Source organism: Rhodococcus ruber (assembly GCF_027270735.1).
Classification (GTDB): domain Bacteria; phylum Actinomycetota; class Actinomycetes; order Mycobacteriales; family Mycobacteriaceae; genus Rhodococcoides; species Rhodococcoides rubrum_A.
Genome location: NZ_JAPWIJ010000007.1, coordinates 338,585 through 360,381 on the forward strand (window position 1 = coordinate 338,585; position 21,797 = coordinate 360,381).

General features: G+C 62.4%; 19 protein-coding genes and 1 tRNA gene. 15 read left to right on the forward strand and 5 right to left on the reverse strand.

Annotated features, from left to right (window positions below):
* The first annotated feature begins 87 nt into the window (after positions 1-87).
* The gene (locus O4220_RS18485) at positions 88-1,023 is read left to right on the forward strand and encodes a dihydrodipicolinate synthase family protein (RefSeq protein ID WP_269606861.1); all 936 of its coding nucleotides are present in this window, start codon (positions 88-90) and stop codon (positions 1,021-1,023) included.
* On the opposite strand, the gene O4220_RS18490 is transcribed toward O4220_RS18485, so the two are convergent.
* Genes O4220_RS18490 through O4220_RS18500 form a run of 3 tightly spaced genes read right to left on the reverse strand, consistent with a single transcriptional unit; the run spans position 969 to position 3,996 of the window.
* Entirely contained in the window at positions 969-1,646 is a 678-nt protein-coding gene (locus tag O4220_RS18490) for a TetR/AcrR family transcriptional regulator (protein ID WP_269606863.1), read from the reverse strand. The genes O4220_RS18485 and O4220_RS18490 overlap by 55 nt on opposite strands.
* A gap of 12 nt (positions 1,647-1,658) precedes the next feature.
* Positions 1,659-2,555: an alpha/beta hydrolase gene (locus O4220_RS18495; RefSeq protein WP_269606865.1), complete on the reverse strand. Its 897-nt coding sequence runs from the start codon at positions 2,553-2,555 to the stop codon at positions 1,659-1,661.
* 16 nt (positions 2,556-2,571) lie between these two features.
* Entirely contained in the window at positions 2,572-3,996 is a 1,425-nt protein-coding gene (locus O4220_RS18500) for an APC family permease (RefSeq protein WP_269606868.1), read from the reverse strand.
* A 262-nt stretch (positions 3,997-4,258) separates the two neighbouring features.
* Here O4220_RS18500 and O4220_RS18505 point away from each other — a divergent pair, with 262 nt between their 5' ends.
* The 14 genes from O4220_RS18505 (at position 4,259) to O4220_RS18570 (ending at position 20,683) form a co-directional block, all read left to right on the forward strand.
* Positions 4,259-5,389, forward strand: a complete 1,131-nt coding sequence (locus O4220_RS18505; RefSeq protein ID WP_269606870.1) for an FAD-dependent monooxygenase — start codon at positions 4,259-4,261, stop codon at positions 5,387-5,389.
* 166 nt (positions 5,390-5,555) lie between these two features.
* Positions 5,556-6,215, forward strand: coding sequence for a GntR family transcriptional regulator (locus O4220_RS18510; protein ID WP_269606872.1), 660 nt, complete (start codon positions 5,556-5,558; stop codon positions 6,213-6,215).
* 63 nt (positions 6,216-6,278) lie between these two features.
* Positions 6,279-8,093 (forward strand): gamma-glutamyltransferase family protein, encoded by a 1,815-nt coding sequence (locus tag O4220_RS18515; protein WP_269606874.1) that lies wholly within the window; start codon positions 6,279-6,281, stop codon positions 8,091-8,093.
* A gap of 29 nt (positions 8,094-8,122) precedes the next feature.
* Positions 8,123-8,803 carry a YoaK family protein gene (locus O4220_RS18520; RefSeq protein ID WP_269606876.1) on the forward strand — a complete coding sequence of 227 codons (681 nt, stop codon included), beginning with the start codon at positions 8,123-8,125 and terminating at the stop codon, positions 8,801-8,803.
* A 154-nt stretch (positions 8,804-8,957) separates the two neighbouring features.
* A complete protein-coding gene (gene pdhA, locus O4220_RS18525) occupies positions 8,958-10,040 on the forward strand; it encodes a pyruvate dehydrogenase (acetyl-transferring) E1 component subunit alpha (RefSeq protein WP_269606878.1) in 1,083 nt (360 codons plus the stop codon).
* Positions 10,040-11,032, forward strand: a complete 993-nt coding sequence (locus O4220_RS18530) for an alpha-ketoacid dehydrogenase subunit beta (protein WP_269606881.1) — start codon at positions 10,040-10,042, stop codon at positions 11,030-11,032. The genes pdhA and O4220_RS18530 overlap by 1 nt, the downstream gene beginning before the upstream one ends.
* 16 nt (positions 11,033-11,048) lie before the next feature.
* Positions 11,049-12,422, forward strand: coding sequence for a dihydrolipoamide acetyltransferase family protein (locus O4220_RS18535; RefSeq protein ID WP_269606883.1), 1,374 nt, complete (start codon positions 11,049-11,051; stop codon positions 12,420-12,422).
* A 47-nt stretch (positions 12,423-12,469) separates the two neighbouring features.
* Positions 12,470-13,840, forward strand: coding sequence for a dihydrolipoyl dehydrogenase (gene lpdA, locus O4220_RS18540; RefSeq protein WP_269606884.1), 1,371 nt, complete (start codon positions 12,470-12,472; stop codon positions 13,838-13,840).
* Between the two features lie 35 nt (positions 13,841-13,875).
* Positions 13,876-14,973: a Glu/Leu/Phe/Val family dehydrogenase gene (locus tag O4220_RS18545; RefSeq protein WP_269606886.1), complete on the forward strand. Its 1,098-nt coding sequence runs from the start codon at positions 13,876-13,878 to the stop codon at positions 14,971-14,973.
* 211 nt (positions 14,974-15,184) lie between these two features.
* Positions 15,185-17,116, forward strand: coding sequence for an acetate--CoA ligase (acs, locus tag O4220_RS18550; protein WP_269606888.1), 1,932 nt, complete (start codon positions 15,185-15,187; stop codon positions 17,114-17,116).
* A gap of 187 nt (positions 17,117-17,303) precedes the next feature.
* Positions 17,304-18,446: an acyl-CoA dehydrogenase family protein gene (locus O4220_RS18555; protein WP_269606890.1), complete on the forward strand. Its 1,143-nt coding sequence runs from the start codon at positions 17,304-17,306 to the stop codon at positions 18,444-18,446.
* A gap of 32 nt (positions 18,447-18,478) precedes the next feature.
* Positions 18,479-19,663, forward strand: a complete 1,185-nt coding sequence (locus O4220_RS18560) for an acetyl-CoA C-acetyltransferase (RefSeq protein ID WP_269606892.1) — start codon at positions 18,479-18,481, stop codon at positions 19,661-19,663.
* Positions 19,664-20,048: 385 nt separating this feature from the next.
* Complete coding sequence (locus tag O4220_RS18565) at positions 20,049-20,297, forward strand: DUF3263 domain-containing protein (RefSeq protein WP_269606894.1); 249 nt, start codon at positions 20,049-20,051, stop codon at positions 20,295-20,297.
* Between the two features lie 68 nt (positions 20,298-20,365).
* Positions 20,366-20,683 carry a CGNR zinc finger domain-containing protein gene (locus O4220_RS18570; protein ID WP_269606897.1) on the forward strand — a complete coding sequence of 106 codons (318 nt, stop codon included), beginning with the start codon at positions 20,366-20,368 and terminating at the stop codon, positions 20,681-20,683.
* 197 nt (positions 20,684-20,880) lie between these two features.
* Here the strand turns inward: O4220_RS18570 and O4220_RS18575 are convergent, their stop codons facing one another.
* Complete coding sequence (locus tag O4220_RS18575) at positions 20,881-21,285, reverse strand: MarR family winged helix-turn-helix transcriptional regulator (protein ID WP_269606899.1); 405 nt, start codon at positions 21,283-21,285, stop codon at positions 20,881-20,883.
* A 358-nt stretch (positions 21,286-21,643) separates the two neighbouring features.
* Positions 21,644-21,717: transfer RNA gene (locus O4220_RS18580), tRNA-Pro, on the reverse strand.
* Between the last annotated feature and the right edge of the window lie 80 nt (positions 21,718-21,797).

Sequence of the window (21,797 nt, forward strand, 5' to 3'; positions counted from 1 at the left end):
CACCGTAATGCTCGATCTGGAAGGGCAACAGTGGAATTGGCAGAAAATGCCGACACGTTTGCCGACAACCGTACGAGAGGACGAACCGTGATCAACGCACAACGCGCGCTGGGGCACGAAACAGGCGTTGTCGCTTGGGGAATGGTGCCCACCCCCTTCGATTGCGACGGACGGTTGGATGCGCCCTCACTGAGGCGAATTGTGCGGCATCTCCTCGACAACGGTTGCGACGGATTGATCGCCCTCGGTGTGATCGCCGAGCCACTCACACTGACGGCGGCCGAGAAGTCCGAGATCCTCGAAACCATCGAATCGGTGGCCGGGGGCGTACCGGTAGTCGCCTCCGTGTTGGCACTCGAATCCGGTTCTTTCGGAACGGAATTCGCGACTCTGACGGCGAAGGCTCGTCGATCCGTATCCGCGGTGATGATTCCGGTCACTGCATCGTCGGCCGAGGGCGTTCGAGCCTCGGTTGCCACCGCACACGAAGCGGCCGGCGTGCCTGTGATCGTTCAGGACCTGCCTCGATTCTCGGGCGTCGAGATCAGCCCTCATCATCTCGCGGCGGCACTGAACGAGAGTCCGGAGTGCATCGCGGTGAAGTGTGAGGCGATGCCTACCTACGAGCGCATCGAATACCTCGATAGAAATACACGGGTCGAATTGATCAGCGGTTTCGGAGGTTTGGGCGTCGTCGACGACGTGATTGCAGGAGCATCTGCGGTGGCGATCGGCACGACCGCGACGCGTGAAGTAGCCACTGCGATCCGTCTTGCGTTGGTCGGCAGGTATCACGAGGCGGCGGCGGTAGTCGGTCGTGCAGCCACTCGAATCCACTACGAGACACAGACCGGCCCCAACATCGCAATACGAAAGCACCATTGGATGCAAGCCGGCATTATCGAGACCGACGTCGTGCGGCCACCGACTCGTCGGTTCGAGCCAGCGCTCCGGAAGCACGCGGCTCTCTATTCATGCATCGTCGCGGGACCGGACCCAGACGCCTCGGGGCTTGGTCCGTAGGTGAGGACGTCGACGAGCGCGCGGCAAACGTAGTCGGTCAGCCACGCTGCGTACTCGTCCGGTGACGGGAAGCCCTCGTACGGTGCATTTCCCGTGTTGCTGTGGCCCAGCGAAATGACGCGCATCAACAGGCTTTGAACGATGACCTCGTAGGTGGTCGCGAGGGCACCCTCATCCACCACGCCCGCCGTCCTCAATTTGCCGACGAGGGCCGCGCGCAAGTCACGATGGAACTCGAAGCCCCTGCCGCGAAGCCTGTCATCGTGTGCACTGTGCACAAAGATGAACGCGTACAGGCGTTCTGCACCGAACAGGACACGGGAGAGCGTTCCCGCGTATGCGCGGATCACGGCCCGAACGGTCGGTTCGGAACCATCGAGCGAGTCCTCGACCGTCCGGGTGAGATCGGTCAAGACTTTGTCCTTGACGGCATACAACAACGAATCTTTGTCCGGATAGCGCCCGTAGAGACCACCTACCGAGATCTTGGCGGCCTCTGCAACACCACCCATCGTGAAGTCCTGAATGCCGACTTCGGTGATCACCTCGACCGCCGCCTGCAATATCCGGGAAGCAGATTCTTTACTGCGCTTTTGCAGTGGTTTCAGATTGGGGCGGGACATCGTCGGGCCAACTCACTCTTTCCAGGACTCGCGGAGAAACGCAATTGCCAACTCCGTCCGGACCTCGTCCGCGAACTCCGCGGTCCCGTGGCCGGCTCCCGGTACGATACTCAGGTCGCTCTCGAAGCGTGCGAAAGTCAGTGCGCGGTGCAGTCGAACGGACTGACCGTGTCCCACTCGCGTATCCGTGTCGCCGTGCACCAGCAAATATCTCGGCCTGACGCCATCGGCGATGTGCGCGGCGACGGACACCGGGGTCGCGGCGGTTCCGGTGAACAGCTCGATGATCTCCGCCAGCGAGTCGGCCGCAGCCTCTCCACCCGCCATTGCGTCGGCGACCAGCGCAGAGGCATCGCTCAGCCCGTAGTGGGAGATGACGGATCGCACGTGGGTTGGTACGGTCCCGTCGCCCACTGTGCGCCCGAGAGGCGTATCGCCGGACACTGCGGCGATCCCTGACAGCAGTGCGCCGGCCGAGCTCCCCCACAGTGACACCCGCCCCGGGTCGAGATCGAATTTTCGAGCGTTTCGCCGAACCCAGCGAACAGCAGCGCGAACGTCCTCGACCGGCTCGGGGAAAGAGGCCTCGGCCGCCAGCCGATACGAAATGGACGCCACCGCAATGCCTTCGGCGGGAAGAGATGTCCACGGACCCATTTCTCGGACGCCACCGACGAAGCTACCACCGTGTACGTACACAACGACCGGCCAGGGCCGACCGGCAGTTGCGGCGGGGAGGTGAAGGTCCAACCGTAGGGGCCTCCACCCGGGCACCGCCGCATACACGAGACCGCGATGGCTGAGCGTCGAGGTCAACATCTCGGCTGGAGTCGGGCTCAACAGTTCTGGGGCGGTCACGGATTCGTAGTCGATGAGGGGAGCGACATCCACCAGGCGTCGTCTTGTCACGTCGTCGTCCACCCCTTCACTCCACCACCGAGAGTTCTTTGTGAACGCCGATTCGCCGCTGACGACCCGCTCCGTAAAGGGCCGCGGCGATCGGCAGCAGGGGCATCAACGTGACCACCAGTTTGGTACTCCCGGTGACATCGGAGTAGTTGGCGATGATCACGACGAGAACAGTCAACAGGCACAGACCCGCGATCGAAGGAGCGATTACGGTCGCCCATCTGCCGGTGGGCAATTTCTTCCTGTAGACGGCAACGAGCACGCTGACGCAGCAGCCGATCATGAGGGTGATCAGTGAAACGCTGGTAACGCCCGAGACCATCGGGAAGAGATTGACGATCGGATCGGATCCCGACACGATGAACGGCAGCAGGACCAGCACCGAAATAACGATCTGCACGGTGCCGGCAGTGCTGGGGGTACCCCAGCGGGGGTGAACCGTTTTGAGCCGGGCAGGAAGCAAGTCCGCGCGTCCGAGTGCGAAGTGATAACGCGCTGCCATGTTGTGGAATGCGACGCTGGCTGCGAAGAAACTGATCGTTACGAGGACGGACATCAGCGTTCCCGACCATTCACCGAGGTAGATGTCTGCAGTACGGAACACCAATGCACCGGGGTCTTCGGCAGCGACTGCCTTGACGTCGTCGAAAGCCGCGACCAAGGACCAGGTCGCAACCACGAAGACCCCGACGAGCAGGATGATCGATGCATACGTCGCCCACTTGATGCTCTTCCGTGCCGCTTTTGCTTCTTCGCCGTAGATGGCAGTCGCCTCGAAACCGACGAACGACAGAACGCAGAACGCCAGGGTGAGAGCGATGTTCCCATCCAGCATCGCCGACGGCGAGAAGACATCCAGCTTCCATCCGCTCGGCCGTTGAATTCCTACTGCAATCGCGAGAACGATCAGCAACGCGAACTGCAGCAGTGAAACCACAGTGATCAAGTGTTTGGTGACCTCCACACCGCGTCGGCCGAACCAGGCGGTGAGCAGCAGGGTCACCGTTGCGTACACGTACCACGGAGCTTCGATGTCGAATGCGGCTTGCATCGTCAAATCGAAGAAGTAGCCAGTCGCGGCAGCCATCCCGGCTGCGGCCATGTTGTATGCAGTCGTTGCAACGAATGCCGCGCCGGAGCCGACGGTGCTGCCGAGTCCGAACCCGATGAAGGCGTAGTAGGCACCGGCATTGGTGACGTGACGTGCCAGCGAGACGAATGCCGAGGCGAAGATCGTCAGTGCCACGGCAACGATCACAAGTAGCCCAACCGTGCCGGCACCGACTCCGAACCCCAGGCTGAGAGACAGATTCGAGGCCATTGCAGTCAAAGGGGCTGCAACGGCTACGACCATGAAGGTGAGGCCGACGCCACCGATGGTGCCTCGCTTCAGATGGTCAGCCTCGGGGGGAACCGAAACTGGTTGCTCATTGGAGGTCATGATGCTCGATTCGTAAATGTAGTAGGGGCCGCTCCGGGCGGCCGAGACACAGTTCAACGCCGGTACCGGACGGGCACTGACGGCTATACTCGAATCCGAATTCGTGTTAGAACTATTGCATCCAATCTTGGTCACAGTCAAGAGTTGAAGTGATCTGTAACACCCTCGACACATTTATCGTCGCGGGTGTTCAGGCACCGGCAACCGCCGAACCGAAGCTGACTCCGAGAACGCTCAACGTGAATTGCAGGAGGCGTCAACAATGAAAATTCTGATATCCGGCGGATCGGTTGCAGGGCTGACCACGGCACTGGTCCTGAAGCGCGCCGGCCACGCGGTGACGGTCCTGGAACGGTCGACCGGGCCCCGCCAGGGCGGTGTGGCAGTCGACGTGCGAGGTGCTGCTCTCGACGTCGCACGGGACTTGGGAATCCTCGGCGAACTGCGCGACCGCAAGGTGGCGTACGAGGACCGCTTCTCCTTCGTCGATCGAAGCGGCGAGCTACAAGCCGAGGTGGAGCCCAACACAGATGTGTACGACAACCCCGACGATCTAGAGATTTCACGGGACGATCTGGTCGGCATTCTCGGCGCGAAGATCGAGGACGACGGCATCGTCGTGCACCATGGCAGCTCGATCGACGCGATGCGCGAACTCGACTCACACGTGGAGGTGGATGTGGCCGCCGAACATGCGTGGACAGAGACCTTCGATCTGGTGATCGGTGCGGACGGCATGCACTCCCGCGTCCGCCGACTTGCGTTCGGTCTCGAGGAAGAATTCGTGCGGCACCTGGGGCTGTACGTCGGTGTCATTCGAAAGTGCAGAACGGACCTGGGCGTATCGGGGACCACCGTATACAACGAGCCCGACCGCATGGTGATGGTGCGCGGCGACGGACACGAACAGTCTGTAATTCTGGGCTACCGCAGCCCGCTCGTCTCGTACGACTACCGCAACGTCGACTCTCACCGCCACATGCTCGCCTCGGCGTTCGCCGGGCACCGCGGATGGAAGTTCCCCGAACTTCGAGCTGAGATCAGCGCTGCGCCGGATCTCTACTTCGATACGGTGAGCCAGGTCAAGATGTCGACTTGGGCTCGTGGACGTGTGGCGCTCGTTGGCGACGCAGGGTACTGCGCATCCTTCTTCTCCGGGATGGGCACGTCGTTGGCAATGCTCGGAGCCGCCGCGCTCGGGCGTGCTCTGACGATGAACGCGACATCTCCGGTCTCGGCAGGGTACAGCGCAGAAATGCGCCCGATCGTGGACGCGGCCCACGATATGGCCACCGTCGGTGCCGCCATCCTGTTCCCTTCCACCGAGGACGAAATAGCCCTTCGCAACGGCCGATACCCACTGCGAACCGACCTCGATTCTGCGCCCATGTGACAAGTTGCCGCCTTGATGCGCGCCTGCCTTCGGTGCGCGAGTCGACGATCCCGGAATGCGGGCCGTGAACGACGCCCGACCCTCCTGTCATAGAATCGAGGATCTCGGATGAAATGCAGGGCAGAGGGGTGTAATGCAGACCGGATCTTCACCAGACTCCCAATCCATGAGCGACTCCCTGGTTGCCGAGCTACAACGACGAATCCTCAACGGCCGTATACCCATTGGTTCCTGGCTTCGTCACGAAGCGATAGCTGAGGAATTCGGAGTGTCGCGGACGCCGGTCCGCGAGGCCCTGCGAGTCCTCCAGGCACAGGGCATCGTGACGATCACCAAGAACCGCGGCGCGTTGGTCGAAGGATTGTCCGGCCGCGACATCAGGGAACTGGGTGAGGTTCGCGCCGAACTCGAAGGTCTCGCGGCCTCACGTGCTGCCGAGCACATCACCGACTCCGGGCTGTCCGAACTGCGCACCGCATGGACCGAGTTCGAGTCCGCCCTCGATCGAGACGACGTCGCCAAGACCGAGCTGGAAAGGCTGTGGTCCGACGCGAACAGCCGATTTCATCGTGCAGTACTCGAAGGAAGTGACAGCCGCCAGCTGATCATCACCATCACCGAGATCAGCCGTCGCCTTCCGTCGAGTTCGTCGTTCACCATCTATGCGAGAAGCAGCCGTTTGATGCGCGAGAACCTCCAGCAGCATCGAGATGTGGCTGATGCAATCGGTGCACACGATCCTCGGGCCGCTCGTCAGGCGATGTCCATCCACATCCGCTCGACTGCCGAGCATCTTGCTCGGTGGGCAGAAGACAACGACAGGTAGCCGTACAAGTTCGGGACACCCGAGCTATTGCATCCAATTACCTTCAGACTGCATACTGTCAATATGCAGTCTCCCTCTGTGCACACCTCGTTCACCGCCCCACCGTGCGATACCACCCGCCCGACTCTGCGCGGCTGGTTCGGCATGGCAGCCTCCACCCATTGGATAGCCTCCGCAACAGCCCATTCCGTCCTCGAGAGGGGCGGCAACGCCTTCGACGCCGCAGTCGCTGCCGGCTTCGTACTGCACATCGTCGAACCACACCTGAACGGCCCAGGCGGTGACATGGTCGCGATCGTCGCGACCGCCGCGGGGGATCGCCCGGAAGTCGTTGTGGGCCAGGGGCCCGCACCGCGAGCCGCGACGATCGAATCGTTCGGCGCGATGGGATTGACCGAAGTACCGGGCGCGGGAGCGCTCGCCGCTGCAGTTCCCGCCGCCGTGGAATCCTGGCTGACGATATTGCAGGACTACGGGACCTGGGGGCTGGCGGACGTTCTACAGTACGCCATCGACTATGCGCTGCAGGGTGTTCCGTGCAGCGAAAAGCTGTCCGGTGTCATCGACACGATGACCCCTCATTTTCGTGAACACTGGCCAACCTCCGCCGCGGTCTGGCTACCCGGAGGCGTTGCGCCCACACCGGGTTCGATCATCGAGAATCCAACCTACGCAGCGGTGCTCGAGCAACTGGCGACCGCATCGTCATCGGGGTCGCGCCTGACTGGAATCAAGAGGGCACGCGAACTCTGGCAGGGCCCGATAGCCGAGACCATATCCCGATTCGTCGCTACGCCTCATCGCCATTCCGACGGCCGCGACCATCCCGGAGTCATCACAGTCAAAGACTTCACCGACCTCGAAATTCGTCGTGAACCTCCGCTTGTGCACACCTTCCGGGGCACCGAAGTTGCCAAGGCAGGATTCTGGTCGTCGGGTCCAGTCCTGTTGCAGGCATTGGGAATCTTGGACGTAGTCGCGCACAGCGCCAGTGTCGACCCCGCGACCGTGGAGGGAATACACAACATCACGGAGGCGATGAAACTGGCGATGGCCGACCGTGACGCCTACTACGGCGACGACGGCACCACCTCGGAAGACCTGTGCGACCATCTTCTGTCGCCCGAGTACTGTGCCCGACGTGCGCACCAGATCTCCGAGACTGCGAGTGCGGACATGCGTCCCGGTGCCGTGCCGGGCCGTCAGCCGTTCCTTCCGCCTGCTTTCGATTCGACCGGAGTCGACATCGCAGGTACAGGAGAGCCGACCGTCGCCCGAAGTGGGGAAACCCGCGGCGACACATGCCATTTGGATATCACTGACAGGTGGGGAAACTTCATCTCGGCCACCCCTTCCGGAGGGTGGCTGCAGTCCTCTCCCGCGATTCCCGGATTGGGCTTCTGCCTGGGAACCAGACTGCAGATGACCTGGCTGGACCCGGAGAGCCCATCGGGGTTGTCACCGGGTAGGCGCCCACGCACGACACTGAGTCCGACCATGCTCTTGACGGACGGAGTGCCGACAGCGGCGCTCGGTACTCCGGGCGGAGATCAGCAAGACCAGTGGCAGCTGCTGTACGTTCTGCGCACGATCGTCGGAGGGTACTCGCCCCAACAGGCCATCGATGCGCCGACGTTCCACACCACAGCGATCACGAGTTCGTTCTGGCCGCGCGTGCGTTCTGCTCGCGGACTCGTCGTGGAGGACCGCGTGGGTTCCGCCGTCATAGCTGGCCTCCGCGAGCGGGGGCACGAAGTGACCGTCTCATCCGGCTGGTCGCTCGGCAGACTTTCGATGGTCGGCAGGGATCCGGACAGCGGATTGCTCTGTGGTGCAGCCAATCCCCGTGGCGGCCTAGGCTATGCGGTGGGCCGATGAACACGAAAGAGTCCGTCCTTCGGAGCCGCATGCCTCTCTGGAGCATGCAGACCCTGACCTTCTCCACCGGCATTGCCGACGCGGTCGGATACCTGGGGCTCGACAAGGTGTTCACCGGCAACATGACCGGTAACGTCGTCATACTCGGAATGGCGAGCGGCAACGCAGACGAACTGCCGATACTCGGCCCCGCTGTGGCGTTGGCGATGTTCATGTTCGGGGCCGCCCTCGGCGGACGCCTTCTCCGCCACGCGAACGGCTGGTGGCCTCGCGCGCTGAGCGTGCTGCTCGCTGCGGTGTCCGCGGTCTTGTGGATTACCGTGGCATGCCTGGCTTTTCTTCCTTCCGGCGGTAACCACCTCGCCATTGTGGCAATTGCAGGTTCGGTAGCTATGGCGATGGGTGCACAAGCAGCGGGCGCACGGTTCTTGGCGGTCAAGGACGTCACCACAGTGGTGATCACGTCCACGATCACCGGCCTCGCGGCCGATTCGTGGTTGGGCGGTAGAAAGAATCAACCATGGCGGCGTCGCCTCACGTCGATTCTGCTGATCGGCGTTGGAGCACTGGTGGGTGCGCTCACGATGAACGTCGGCGCCTGGCTCGGAATGGCCATTGCTGCATGCATATCCACCGGCGTGGTCGTGTCCGCGCATATCATCGCAACTCGGGCTCCCACAGACAAAACCGAAGCAGCCCAGGCACATTGACAACTCGCCCAACCAGGCAAGCCCAAACTTGACACATGCTGTGCATCTTGCTCACTTTGAAAATTCCCACTTGCACACGGTGCCCAACTCTGGTGATGTTGTGAGTCAGATCGCCAATTCGGCAACTCCCCCTTTATCTCTGGAGGCCTTCTCTATGTTCTCATCCGACGAGTTGGTGCAGCTGATCACCGAAACCGGTGAACGACGCGAACATGCCCAGTTCTCCTCCTACGTCGAGGACATCGACAACAACGCGCTTCGGAGCCTGTACGAAGATCTCGTGGTTGTCCGGCGGATCGATTCGGAGGCAACTGCCCTTCAGCGCCAGGGTGAACTCGGTCTGTGGGCACCACTTCTCGGTCAAGAAGCTGCACAGGTCGGTTCCGCTCGTGCGCTCGCCACGGACGACTTCGTCTTCGCAAGCTACCGGGAGCACGGGGTCGCATACTGCAGAGACGTCGACCCTACTCACATGCTCAGATTCTGGCGCGGATCGACGCACTCGGGCTGGAACCCGTTCCAGTACAACATGACTACGCCCGCGATCATCGTGGGAGCGCAGGCATTGCACGCCACGGGCTACGCGATGGGACTGCAGTTCGACGGCACGGACGGCGCAGTCATCACCTATTTCGGAGACGGTGCCACCAGTCAAGGAGATATTTCCGAGGCCTTGGGATTTGCAGCCAGCTTCTCCGCCCCGGTCGTGTTCTTCTGCCAGAACAACCAGTGGGCGATCTCGGAGCCGGTGAGCGTGCAGTCTCGAGTATCGATCGCCGAGCGAGGACGGGGTTTCGGCATCCCGTCCGTGCGTGTCGACGGCAACGACGTACTCGCTGTCATCGCAGTTACCCGCGCGGCCCTCGCACACGCCCGTGAAGGGAGTGGACCCACGCTCATCGAGGCCGTCACGTACCGAATGGGACCGCACACCACCTCGGACGATCCTTCCCGGTACCGACCGGCAGCCCTCGACGACGAGTGGCGTCGGAAGGATCCGCTCGACCGCGTTCGGGCGCTGCTCGACTCCTCTGGGGCGGTAGACGACGACTACCTCGTCTCGGTACAGAGGCAAGCCGACAGAACCGCGGCCGAGTTGCGTCGAGGATGTCTCGGCACCGTCGAACCGACACCGATGTCGATGTTCGACAACGTCTACGCCGAACCACACCCTCTGATCGAGGAAGAGCGCCTCCAATTCGCTGCTTACCTCGAATCGTACGAAGGAACACACTGATGACCGACACCACAGCCGTGTCCACGCTTCCCCTCGGCAAAGCCATCAATGCGGGACTACGTCGCGCCCTCGAGACCGACCCGAAGGTCGTACTGATGGGGGAAGACATCGGAAAGCTGGGCGGCGTCTTCCGGATCACCGATGGACTCCAGAAAGACTTCGGAGGCGCGCGCGTAGTCGACACTCCGCTGGCCGAGTCCGGAATTATCGGCACCGCAATCGGTCTCGCGATGCGCGGCTACCGCCCGGTATGCGAAATTCAGTTCGACGGGTTCATCTACCCTGCATTCGATCAAATCGTCTCGCAAGTCGCGAAACTGCATTTCCGAACCGGTGGCAACGTGAAGGTTCCGATCACGATCCGAGTACCGTACGGCGGTGGCATCGGGGCGATCGAGCACCACTCCGAGTCACCCGAGGGGTACTTTGCGGCAACAGCGGGATTGCGAGTGGTCACCTGCAGCAACGCTTCCGACGCGTACTGGATGATTCAACAAGCCATTGCGTCGGACGACCCGGTGATGTTCTTCGAGCCCAAGCGGCGGTACTGGGAGAAGGGAGAAGTCGACCTGGATCGGGTCCCGCGCCCGCTACATCGAGCAGAGATTCTCGTACCCGGTACGGACGCAACATTGCTGACTTACGGCCCACTGGTGAAAACCGCTGTGCAAGCTGCACATGTCGCCGCCCAGGAAGGTAGATCGATCGAAGTGATCGATCTACGCTCGATCTCACCCCTCGATATGGACACGATCGAGGATTCGGTCAAACGCACGGGCCGATTGGTCGTCACCCACGAAGCACCGGTGTTCCTCGGGATCGGAGCCGAGATCGCTGCACGGATCACCGAACGCTGCTTCTACCACCTCGAGGCCCCGGTCGCGAGGGTCGGCGGATTCACACTTCCTTACCCTCCGTCGAAGCTCGAGGAGCATTACCTCCCTGATGTCGACCGCATCCTCGACGCCGTCGATCGTACTTTCGCTTCGTAGCCCAGGAGATTCCAGCATGCCAACGATCAAGACCTTTCTACTGCCGGACCTAGGCGAGGGACTGACCGAAGCCGATCTGCTCACCTGGGAGGTTGCAGTCGGTGACACGGTTGCTCTGAACCAGTGCATCGCGGAAGTAGAGACTGCAAAAGCGTCTGTCGAATTGCCCTCTCCCTTCGCCGGCACCGTGACTGCACTGCACGCCGAGGAGGGAGCCACGGTCGACGTCGGGAGCCCGTTCATCGATATTCGCACCGACGACGGACCGGACCTCGACCCGGCCCCAGCCGCAGGGCCTTCCCGAAGTCAGGACGTCGACGCCGGGGCGAAGCCCGAACGCGAACCGGTGCTGGTCGGATACGGCGTCGCGGACGAGAGCGTCAGCAGGCGACGGAGCCGCACCGAGACATCCACTGGCCGTGGGGCACCCATGGACAGCACAAAGTCCGCTGCGAGTTCGATGTCGACGATCAGCCCGGATGCGTACGCGACCGTCAAACCTCTCGCCGCGCCACCTGTCCGCTTCGCTGCCAGAGCTGACGGCGTCGACTTGGCCGATGTCACGCCGACCGGCAAGCACGGGCAGATCACCCGTGACGATCTCCAAAGGTACCGCGAAGCAAGGTCTGTTGGCGCCTCGGGCACCGGTGCCGACAATGAACGCGATGTTCCGACACCGAGACACACAGCCGACGAAGAACGAACACCGATCAAGGGAGTTCGCAAACACACGGCAGCCGCCATGGTCCGAAGCGCATTCACAGCCCCTCACGTCACCGAATTCGTCGATGTCGATGTCACTCCCACGATGGAACTGCTCGAGCGACTACGTCAGGCCAAGCCATTTCAGGGCGTGCGTTTGACGCCATTGAGTCTCGTCGCCAAGGCTCTGCTGATCGCGCTCCGCTCCAACCCGAGCGTCAATTCGTCATGGGACGAAGACACGCAGGAAATCGTCACCAAGCACTACGTCAACCTCGGGATCGCCGCCGCAACACCACGCGGATTGATGGTGCCGAACATCAAGGGCGCAAACGCTTTAGGGCTCAAAGACCTTGCGTTGGCCCTGACAGATCTGACGACAACCGCCAAGGAGGGCAAGACAGGTCCAGCTGATCTCGCGGATGGGACGATCACGATCACCAACGTGGGAGTTTTCGGCGTCGATGCCGGCACTCCCATTCTCAATCCCGGCGAAGCTGCGATCCTGTGCTTCGGCTCGATCCGGCGGCGTCCTTGGGAATTCAAGGGCGACATCGCACTTCGGTCGGTGACCACGCTGAGCTTGTCCTTCGATCATCGCCTCGTCGACGGGGAGCAAGGATCCAAATTCCTGGCCGCTATCGCCGACATCCTGTCCGACCCGATCAACTTGATCGCGTTGAACTAGATGCCTACTCCACACGCCCTGAACGCCTTTCGCCCGAGGAGAAACTCATGACCGATACGCCCGATGTCCTGATTCTCGGCGGCGGATCCGGCGGATACGCAACAGCCTTCCGCGCCGCCCAACTCGGCAAGACCGTCGCAATAGTGGAAGAGGACAAGGTCGGTGGAACGTGTCTACACCGAGGGTGCATTCCGACCAAGGCTTTGATACATGCTGCCGAGGTCGCTGACACCGTTGCGCATGCTCCGTCCATCGGAATCGGTGCAACCCAGGGTCCGATCGACATGACCGCAGTCCATCGCTACAAGGATGGGATCGTCGCGCGCCTCTACAAAGGACTACAGGGACTCGTCGGAAGCCACGGCGTCGACCTCGTCCACGGAACCGGGCATTACACCGGCGGAACCTCGGTGCGTGTCGGAGATCGAACACTCACCGGTTCCTCGCTGGTGATAGCCACCGGATCACGCGTTCGCTCGCTTCCCGGTCTCGAACTGGGCGGACGGATCCTCTCGAGCGACGATGCACTGAGCTTGCCCGAGGTTCCGCACCGAGTGATCGTTCTCGGCGGTGGCGTGATCGGAGTGGAGTTCGCCAGCATCTGGGCCTCGCTCGGTGCCGAGGTCACGATCGTCGAGGCGCTGCCAAGGTTGGTTTCCGCCGAGGACGAATGGACCTCCAAACAGCTGACACGAGCGTTCCGCAAACGCGGCATCACGATCAAGACCGACACCCGCTTCGCAGGCGCGACCCAGGACCCGAAGTCTGTCACCGTCACCGTCGAATCCGGCGAAACGCTGGTCGCGGACGTGCTGCTGGTAGCGGTTGGACGAGACCCTCGAACGTCGGGTATCGGCCTGAGCGAGGGCGGAATTCGGACCGATGCCCGCGGTTTCATCGAAACTGACGAGCATCTGCGGACCAGCGTCGATGGCGTCCATGCAGTCGGCGATGTCGTCGCCGGCCCCCAACTCGCCCACCGAGGATTTCAACAGGGAATTCTCGTCGCAGACACGATTGCCGGCCGAGCCCCCATTGCCGTCGACGACGTGAACATTCCGCGGGTGGGGTACTGCACCCCCGAAGTCGCGTCGGTCGGACTCACCGAAGCTCAAGCGCGCGAACAATATTCCGAGGTGCAGAGCACTGTGTACGACCTTTCCGGCAATGGGAAGAGTCAGATACTGGGAACTACCGGAGGCGTCAAACTCGTACGGGTGGTCGGCGGCGCCATAGTCGGGATCCACATGGTCGGCGAACGGGTCGGCGAACTCATCGGAGAAGCCCAGTTGGTGGTCAATTGGGGTGCCCACCCAGATGAAGTAGCGCACCTCGTCCACGCACACCCCACTCAGAACGAGGCGTTCGGCGAAGCTCACCTCGCGCTTGCCGGGCGGCCTCTTCACGCCCACGCCTGAATCAACCACGACATCTATCTTGCAGGGAGAAAACCATGACACTCAGCACGGAACTCGCTTCGGATCTGGCAGACGCTACAGTCTTCGACCGCGCCGATACGGCCGACGGATCGCCGCACGAACAGGTGATCTTCTGCGAAGACCCCACCACGGGACTGCAGGCAATCATCGCGATCCACTCCACCGCATTGGGCCCGGCCCTGGGTGGCACACGGTTCTACCCCTATGCGAACCAAGGCGCCGCTCTGACGGATGTGCTCCGTCTGTCGCGTGGAATGACCTACAAAGCCGCTATCGCAGGCGTTCCGCTCGGTGGCGGTAAGGCCGTCATCATCGGCGATCCTCGAGTCATCAAGACTCCGGATCTGTTGCGCTCGTACGGGCGTTTTATCGAGACTCTCGGTGGCCGATACGTTTCAGCAGGCGACATAGGCACCGGCACAGACGATCTCGATATCATCGGAGAACAGACCGCCCACGTGGTCGGGCGATCGGCGATCGCCGGAGGGTCTGGCAACAGCGGTCCGATGACTGCCCTCGGTGTCTACCAGTCCTTGCGCGCCGCGGCCACCGCCACATGGGGCACGCCCGATCTCACGGGTCGTGTGATCGGCGTCGAAGGCGTGGGGAAAGTCGGCTCCGAGTTGATCGCGTTGTTGCTACGGGATGGGGCGGAGGTTTTGGCAACCGACGTCAACGCTGACGCATTGGATGCTGTCGCAGCACGATTCTCTTCGGTCGTCATCTGCGACGACGTTCTCGACCGTGAGCTCGACGTGTACGCCCCCTGCGCGCTCGGCGGTACCCTCACCGTCGCCTCCGTCCACCAAATGACCGCATCGATCGTGTGCGGCGCAGCGAACAACCAACTCCTGACTGCGGACGTCGACCAGCATCTTTACAACAAGGGCGTGGTGTGGGTTCCCGACTACGTTGCCAACGCCGGCGGACTCATCCAGGTGGCGGGAGAAAAAGACGGTGCAGACGCGCAGTGGGCCCGCGACCGCGTCGAGCAGATCTACGACACGGTGCTCTCGATCCTCGACCGATCTCGTTCCGAGTCGATTCCGCCGGGCGAAGCCGCGGATCGGACAGCCGAAGCACGTCTGAAGTTCGTGCAGTCGAACGTATAGCGGCCATGGATCGATTCTCCGGCCCAGGTTCCGTACCGGTCTCGCACCGAGTAAGCCGCTGGTCTCACAACCGTCCACAACCCGATGGTCAAGGACGAAACAGTACGGCTCGACGGCGTCCATCGAATGGGCCCGCCTAGCTGGACCGCACGTTTTCTTCGAAGGTCGTAATTCGGCACCACGCAGCCGCACATGCTGCTGAGGAGGATCAATGAGCGCAGGTGAAGTGTTGCAGGACAGAGTGTTCTATCCACCGTCGGCCGAGTTCACGGCTCAGGCGAACGCTCAGGCGGATCTCTACACCGCCGCGGAGCACGATCGGCTCGGGTTCTGGGCCGAACAAGCCCGCCGCCTGCACTGGCACACCCCGTTCACCGAGGTGCTCGACTGGTCCGACGCCCCCGTCGCCAAATGGTTCGCCGACGGCGAGCTCAACGTCGCGTACAACTGCGTCGACCGTCACGTGATCGACGGTCACGGAGATCAAGTCGCCATCCACTGGGAAGGCGAACCCGGAGACAGCCGCGACGTCACCTACTCCGACCTGCTCGCCGAGGTCAGCCAAGCCGCCAACACCCTGACCGAACTCGGTCTCGTCTCCGGCGACCGTGTCGCGATCTACATGCCCATGATCCCCGAGGCCATCGTCTCCATCCTCGCCTGCGCACGCCTCGGCCTGACCCACTCGGTCGTCTTCGCCGGCTTCTCGGCCACCGCCCTGCGCTCCCGCATCGACGACGCCGAAGCCAAACTCGTCATCACCACCGACGGACAATGGCGACGCGGCAAGCCCGCGCCCATCAAGGACACCGTCGACGAAGCAGTCGACGGCGCGGCATCGATAGAACACGTCTTGGTCGTCAAGCGCACCGACTCCGACGTCGCCTGGACCGACGGACGCGACCTGTGGTGGCACGAGACCGTCGCCAAGGCCTCGACCGAACACGAGGCGCAGCCGTTCCCGGCCGAGCACCCCCTGTTCATCCTCTACACCTCCGGAACGACGGGTAAGCCCAAGGGCATCATCCACACCTCCGGTGGCTACCTGACGCAGACCTCGTACACCCACCACAACGTCTTCGACCACAAGCCCGGCACCGACGTCTACTGGTGCACCGCCGACATCGGCTGGGTCACCGGACACTCCTACATCGTCTACGGCCCCCTCTCGAACCGCGCCACCCAGGTCGTCTACGAAGGCACCCCCAATTCGCCCGACGAGCACCGGCATTGGAACGTCATCGAGAAGTACAAGGTCTCGATCTACTACACCTCCCCCACCCTCGTGCGCACGTTCATGAAGTGGGGCAAAGAGATTCCCGAAGCCCACGACCTGTCCTCGATCCGCCTGCTCGGCTCCGTCGGCGAACCCATCAACCCCGAGGCGTGGCGCTGGTTCCGCGACGTCGTCGGCGGCGGCACCGCACCGATCGTCGACACCTGGTGGCAGACCGAGACCGGCGCGATCATGATCTCCCCACTGCCCGGCGTCACCGCCACCAAACCCGGCTCCGCCATGACCCCGCTACCCGGTATCTCGGCCAAGATCGTCGACGACGACGCCAAGCCCCTCGGCAACGGCGGCAACGGTTACCTCGTCCTCGACGAGCCGTGGCCGGCGATGCTGCGCGGCATCTGGGGCGACATGGACCGCTACAAGGACACCTACTGGTCGCGCTACGCCGAAGAAGGCTGGTACTTCGCCGGTGACGGTGCCAAGTACGACGACGACGGTGCACTGTGGGTCCTCGGGCGCGTCGACGACGTCATGAACGTCTCCGGCCACCGCATCTCGACCTCCGAGGTCGAGTCCGCACTGGTCACCCATCACAGTGTCGCCGAAGCCGCCGTCGTCGGAGCCGCCGACGACACCACCGGACAGGGCATCGTCGCGTTCGTCATCCTGCGTGCCGGCGAGGAGAACACCGGCGATGCGTTGATCGCCGAACTCAAAGCGCAGGTCTCGAAAGAGATTTCGCCGATCGCCCGACCACGCGAGATCTCCATCGTGCCGGAACTCCCGAAGACTCGCTCCGGCAAGATCATGCGCCGCCTCCTCCGCGACGTGGCCGAAGGCCGCGAACTCGGCGACGTCTCCACCCTCGTCGACCCGAAGGTATTCGAGGCAATTTCCAAGACTTGAACACCGTCTCACCGGACTGGGACGCAGATCGACGAGGTAGTCCCGGCCCGCTCGTCGTCATCGCGATTCGCCGCTGCTCGGCGACGATGAAGCTGCTGCTCGGAAGTCAAGTCCGACGAGCCATGCTCGCCCAAATCAGAACTGTGTGTATTTATTCACTACTGCAATATTTCCTGCGGAGGTTGTTATGCCTGTCGATCGTTTATTGCCCACCGAAGAAGCGAAGGACCTGATCCAGCTCACGCGCGACGTCGCTGACAAGGTGCTGGAACCGATCGTCGACAAGCATGAACGAGAAGAGACTTACCCGGAAGGAGTCTTCGCCACCCTCGGAGAAGCTGGGCTTCTCAGCCTCCCGTACCCGGAGGAGTGGGGCGGCGGAGCGCAGCCGTACGAGGTTTACCTGCAGGTCCTCGAGGAACTTGCTGCACGCTGGGCATCGGTCGCAGTCGCTGTGAGCGTCCACGGCCTGGCATGCTATCCCGTGCTCGCCTACGGGTCGGACGAACAGAAGCGCGCGTACTTGCCGGGCATGCTCGATGGCACCCAGGTCGGTGCGTACTCCCTGTCGGAGGCTCAGGCCGGGTCCGACGCCGCGGCTCTGAGCTGCAAGGCAACCAAGTTTGACGACGGGTACATCGTCAACGGTTCGAAAGCGTGGATCACGCACGGCGGCAAAGCGAATTTCTACAACCTGTTCGCCTGCACCGGTGAAGGGTCACGCGGCATTTCCTGCTTCCTGGTGCCCGATGGCATCGAAGGTCTCAGCTTCGGCAAGCCCGAGGAGAAGATGGGGCTGCACGCCGTGCCGACAACATCGGCAAACTACGACAACGTCCGCATAGACGAGGACCGCCGCATCGGTAACGAGGGCCAGGGTTTGGAAATCGCGTTCAGTGCACTCGACGCCGGTCGACTCGGAATTGCCGCTGTCGCAACAGGAATTGCCCAGGCAGCACTTGACGACGCGGTCGAGTACGCGCAGGAACGCACCGCGTTCGGCAAGAAGATAATCGACCACCAGGGCCTGGGATTCGTGCTCGCCGATATGGCGGCCGCCGTCGACTCCGCGCGTGCAACCTACCTCGACGCTACCCGACGACGCGACGCTGGACTTCCCTACTCGCGCAACGCATCGGTCGCCAAGGTTGTTGCGACCGACGCAGCGATGAAGGTCACAACAGACGCCGTGCAGGTCCTCGGCGGCTACGGCTACACCCGCGATTTCCGTGTCGAGCGCTACATGCGTGATGCGAAGATCACGCAGATCTTCGAGGGCACCAACCAGATTCAGCGTCTGGTCATCGCCCGCTCGCTCGCGTCGAACTGACGTCCCGGCCCCACACTCGAAAGGCAATCCTCATGCCGACATCGGTCATCGTCGCCGGAGCGCGCACACCCACCGGACGCCTCATGGGCTCTCTGAAAACACTCGCTGGAAGCGATCTCGGAGCTCTCGCGATCACCGGTGCCCTCGCAAAATCAGGCATCGAACCATCAGCAGTCCAGTACGTCATCCTGGGTCAGGTCCTCACCGCAGGCGCGGGCCAGATGCCCGCCCGTCGGGCTGCCGCGAAAGCGGGCGTCCCCATGACCGTGCCGTCGTTGAACATCAACAAGGTCTGCCTCTCCGGCGTCGAATCAATCATTCTGGCGGACCAGTTCATTCGGTCCGGCGCGTTCGACACGATCGTCGCCGGTGGCATGGAATCGATGAGCCGAGCACCGCACCTACTTCCGAACAGCCGGAGTGGGTTCAAGTTCGGCGACGTGACTCTCGTCGATCACATGGCCCACGACGGCCTGCACGATGCGTTCACCGATCAGACCATGGGCTTGCTGACCGAAATCCGCATCGACGAAGAATTCATAGCGCGCACAGACCAGGACGCGTTCGCCGCCCGGTCCCAGAAACTGGCCGCCGCCGCGTGGGACAACGGGATCTTCGACGACGAGGTCGTGCCCGTCGAAATCAAAGACCGCAAGGGCGAGAGCACATGGCTGCGTCGCGACGAGGGCATCCGCTCCGACACCACGGTCGACGGACTCGCCAAGCTGCGCGGTGCCTTCCGAACCGATGGAACCGTCACGGCCGGTAATGCCTCACCCATCAACGACGGCGCGTGCGCGGTCGTCGTCATGAGTAAGGAGAAGGCGGAGGCCGAAGGTCTGACGTGGATTGCCGAAATCGGTGCGCACGGAATGGTTGCCGGCCCTGACACCTCGTTGCAGTTGCAACCCGCTCGCGCGATCGCCGCCGCGTGCGCAGCCGAGGGAATCGGCCCCACAGCACTCGATCTGGTCGAGGTCAACGAGGCGTTCGCTGCCGTCGGCATCGCATCCACTCGCGAACTCGGTCTGGATCCAGAGACTGTCAACGTCAACGGGGGTGCCATTGCGCTCGGCCATCCCATCGGGATGTCCGGCGCGAGAATCACGCTCCACCTGGCTCTCGAACTGGGCCGCCGCGGTGGAGGTGTCGGTGCCGTCGCACTGTGCGGCGGAGGAGGTCAGGGAGACGCCCTAGTTCTCCGAGTGGCGAAGTAATCGGTCGCCGTAACCAGTCTCAGTGTTGGCTTGTCGAAGGTCGAACAGAACAACGGAGCGCAGAACGCCAGCGACCCATCACGTTTCCCACACTCCGGGTCGGGACCTACGAGGAGCTGAAAGACCTGTGCCCACCTACCGGCTGGTCCCCGAAGTCGACTTCGATCGGCGATGCCCATCCTGCGGCAACCGCTGCCAAGCAGAAGTGGTGCGGCGGTCGGTGACACCGACCGACAGCATCACCAGTGTCTATGCGGCGTGCATGACATGCCGGTGGGAAGGATTTGCAGACATGACCATTCGGTAGGAACCGAGAGATCAGAGCGGTGCGCAAGTGCATAGTCAATCGTCGTACAAGAGCGCAGCAAGAAGGAGTGACCTACCCGTGGCAGCAGAATCAGAAGTGTCGCGAGCAATGCTGGACTTCGCGCTGCGGTGGAGTCCGTACGGCGGAGGGAGGGATGAGGACATCTTGATCGAGTTCGGCCTCACCTCGCCTGCGTTCTTCGAACGCGTTCTGATAATGCTGGCCACACAGCCGAACGCTGTGGAGCCGAGAAGGCTGACGTTGATCAAGTCCGTAGCACTTCAACGACTCGGCCGACTGCCACGCTCGACTGACCGAACGACGTAGACGGAATCCGAGTACAACCAGAGTCGGTCAGCTACCGGGGCCGCGCTGTACCTGACGACCTCCAGCGGGTGGTGCGAGGTGCAACGTCACCGTCGTCGCTGAGCAAGTACCTGGATGGCCTCTCGCGGGTGCCGGTGCTGACCGATGACGCCCTCGACTGGGTTCTGCAGGTGGCCGAGGATCGCCGACTGGCGTCACGGATTGTGCTGGCCTGGGCGGGGATTCGTGAGAGTGTGCCCGGCGCACTGCGCCCGTGTGCGAATGACGAGTGCCGCTTGTTTCTTCTGGATCGCTCGCGTGCGGGCACCGCGCGGTGGTGCTCGATGGCCACCTGTGGCAACAAGATGAAGGCCCGACGGCACCGCGCACGGGCGGCGGGCGGCTGATTGTCGCGCACAGCAGTGGGCGCGAGGACTTCGCACTCTCGGTGACCCAGCTCATCACTGGGGACTACAGCAACGGCGAGGCCATGCGAACGGATGACGGTATCCGCCCGACACCTCGTGACAGAATGCCTCTCCGAGTACGAGCCCGCCCCAGGGCCTCTACTCCCGACTATTGCGGCAGCCGTTGAAGCGCAGCTTCACTCGCGCATTACGTCCAGAATCCTCCCGAACGTTGCCCACTCTTCCCGAGTCAGCTTCTTCAGCGGACTGACGGAGGTCAGCGCCTGACCGAGGCGCTCTCGGGTACGCGTTCCTTCATCGGTCAATTCGACGAATTTACGCCTGCCGTCCGCCGGGTCGGGTGCCCTTTCCACCAATCCGCGGGCTTCGAGTTGCTTGACGATGAAGGTCGTATTGGAGGCGTTGCATCGCAGTCGTGCCGCGAGGTCTGACATCGTCAGGTCGGTTCGACCCGGGTGCACGTTCCACAGCGCATGCGCGGTAATGAGTGTCAGACCCTCCTCCGCCGCAAACGGCGCAAGGTCGTCATTGATCCGAAGAGCAAGTTCCTGCATCCGCAGAGTCGTGTCGAGGATGTCCACATTCGCAGGCTAGCAGTAGTTCAAGTCATGAAGTACATTGATAGTTCAAGACTTGAAGGAGATGGGGATGTTGGAACTCGCACGACTCGACGGGCGCACGGTCGCCGTCACCGGCGCTACGTCAGGAATCGGATACTTCATCGCCGAACAGAAGTAAGACACCTGACTACCTTTTGTCAGAGTCGTCATGCGGGAGCCGAATCCACCACTCGAATCCGAGGACCGAGTGGAAATCAGTGGATCCCAGAATCCGAGTAAGGAACGAGTAGTGACACTGAGCGGCACGGAGCCCCAAATCTGCATAGAAAAGGCGGTCTCGGATCTCTCCGAAACCGCCTCTGGCCTGCATCGATCTGTGTCGGGCTGACAGGAATTGAACCTGCGACCCCTTGACCCCCAGTCAAGTGCGCTACCAAACTGCGCCACAGCCCGCCGCGCCTCGAAAGGCGCTTGCTGAGATTACCCCAGCCCTACCCCTGAGAGGAAATCGCCTGCTCAGGGGCAAGGCCGGG

Excerpts from the sequence above, each read along its gene's own strand:
- O4220_RS18490 (WP_269606863.1), bottom strand. The coding sequence starts at position 1,646 with ATGTCCCGCCCCAATCTGAAACCACTGCAAAAGCGCAGTAAAGAATCT.
- O4220_RS18500 (WP_269606868.1), bottom strand. The coding sequence starts at position 3,996 with ATGACCTCCAATGAGCAACCAGTTTCGGTTCCCCCCGAGGCTGACCAT.
- O4220_RS18505 (WP_269606870.1), top strand. The coding sequence starts at position 4,259 with ATGAAAATTCTGATATCCGGCGGATCGGTTGCAGGGCTGACCACGGCA.
- O4220_RS18510 (WP_269606872.1), top strand. The coding sequence starts at position 5,556 with ATGAGCGACTCCCTGGTTGCCGAGCTACAACGACGAATCCTCAACGGC.
- O4220_RS18515 (WP_269606874.1), top strand. The coding sequence starts at position 6,279 with ATGCAGTCTCCCTCTGTGCACACCTCGTTCACCGCCCCACCGTGCGAT.
- O4220_RS18520 (WP_269606876.1), top strand. The coding sequence starts at position 8,123 with ATGCCTCTCTGGAGCATGCAGACCCTGACCTTCTCCACCGGCATTGCC.
- pdhA (WP_269606878.1), top strand. The coding sequence starts at position 8,958 with ATGTTCTCATCCGACGAGTTGGTGCAGCTGATCACCGAAACCGGTGAA.
- O4220_RS18530 (WP_269606881.1), top strand. The coding sequence starts at position 10,040 with ATGACCGACACCACAGCCGTGTCCACGCTTCCCCTCGGCAAAGCCATC.
- O4220_RS18535 (WP_269606883.1), top strand. The coding sequence starts at position 11,049 with ATGCCAACGATCAAGACCTTTCTACTGCCGGACCTAGGCGAGGGACTG.
- lpdA (WP_269606884.1), top strand. The coding sequence starts at position 12,470 with ATGACCGATACGCCCGATGTCCTGATTCTCGGCGGCGGATCCGGCGGA.
- O4220_RS18545 (WP_269606886.1), top strand. The coding sequence starts at position 13,876 with ATGACACTCAGCACGGAACTCGCTTCGGATCTGGCAGACGCTACAGTC.
- acs (WP_269606888.1), top strand. The coding sequence starts at position 15,185 with ATGAGCGCAGGTGAAGTGTTGCAGGACAGAGTGTTCTATCCACCGTCG.
- O4220_RS18555 (WP_269606890.1), top strand. The coding sequence starts at position 17,304 with ATGCCTGTCGATCGTTTATTGCCCACCGAAGAAGCGAAGGACCTGATC.
- O4220_RS18560 (WP_269606892.1), top strand. The coding sequence starts at position 18,479 with ATGCCGACATCGGTCATCGTCGCCGGAGCGCGCACACCCACCGGACGC.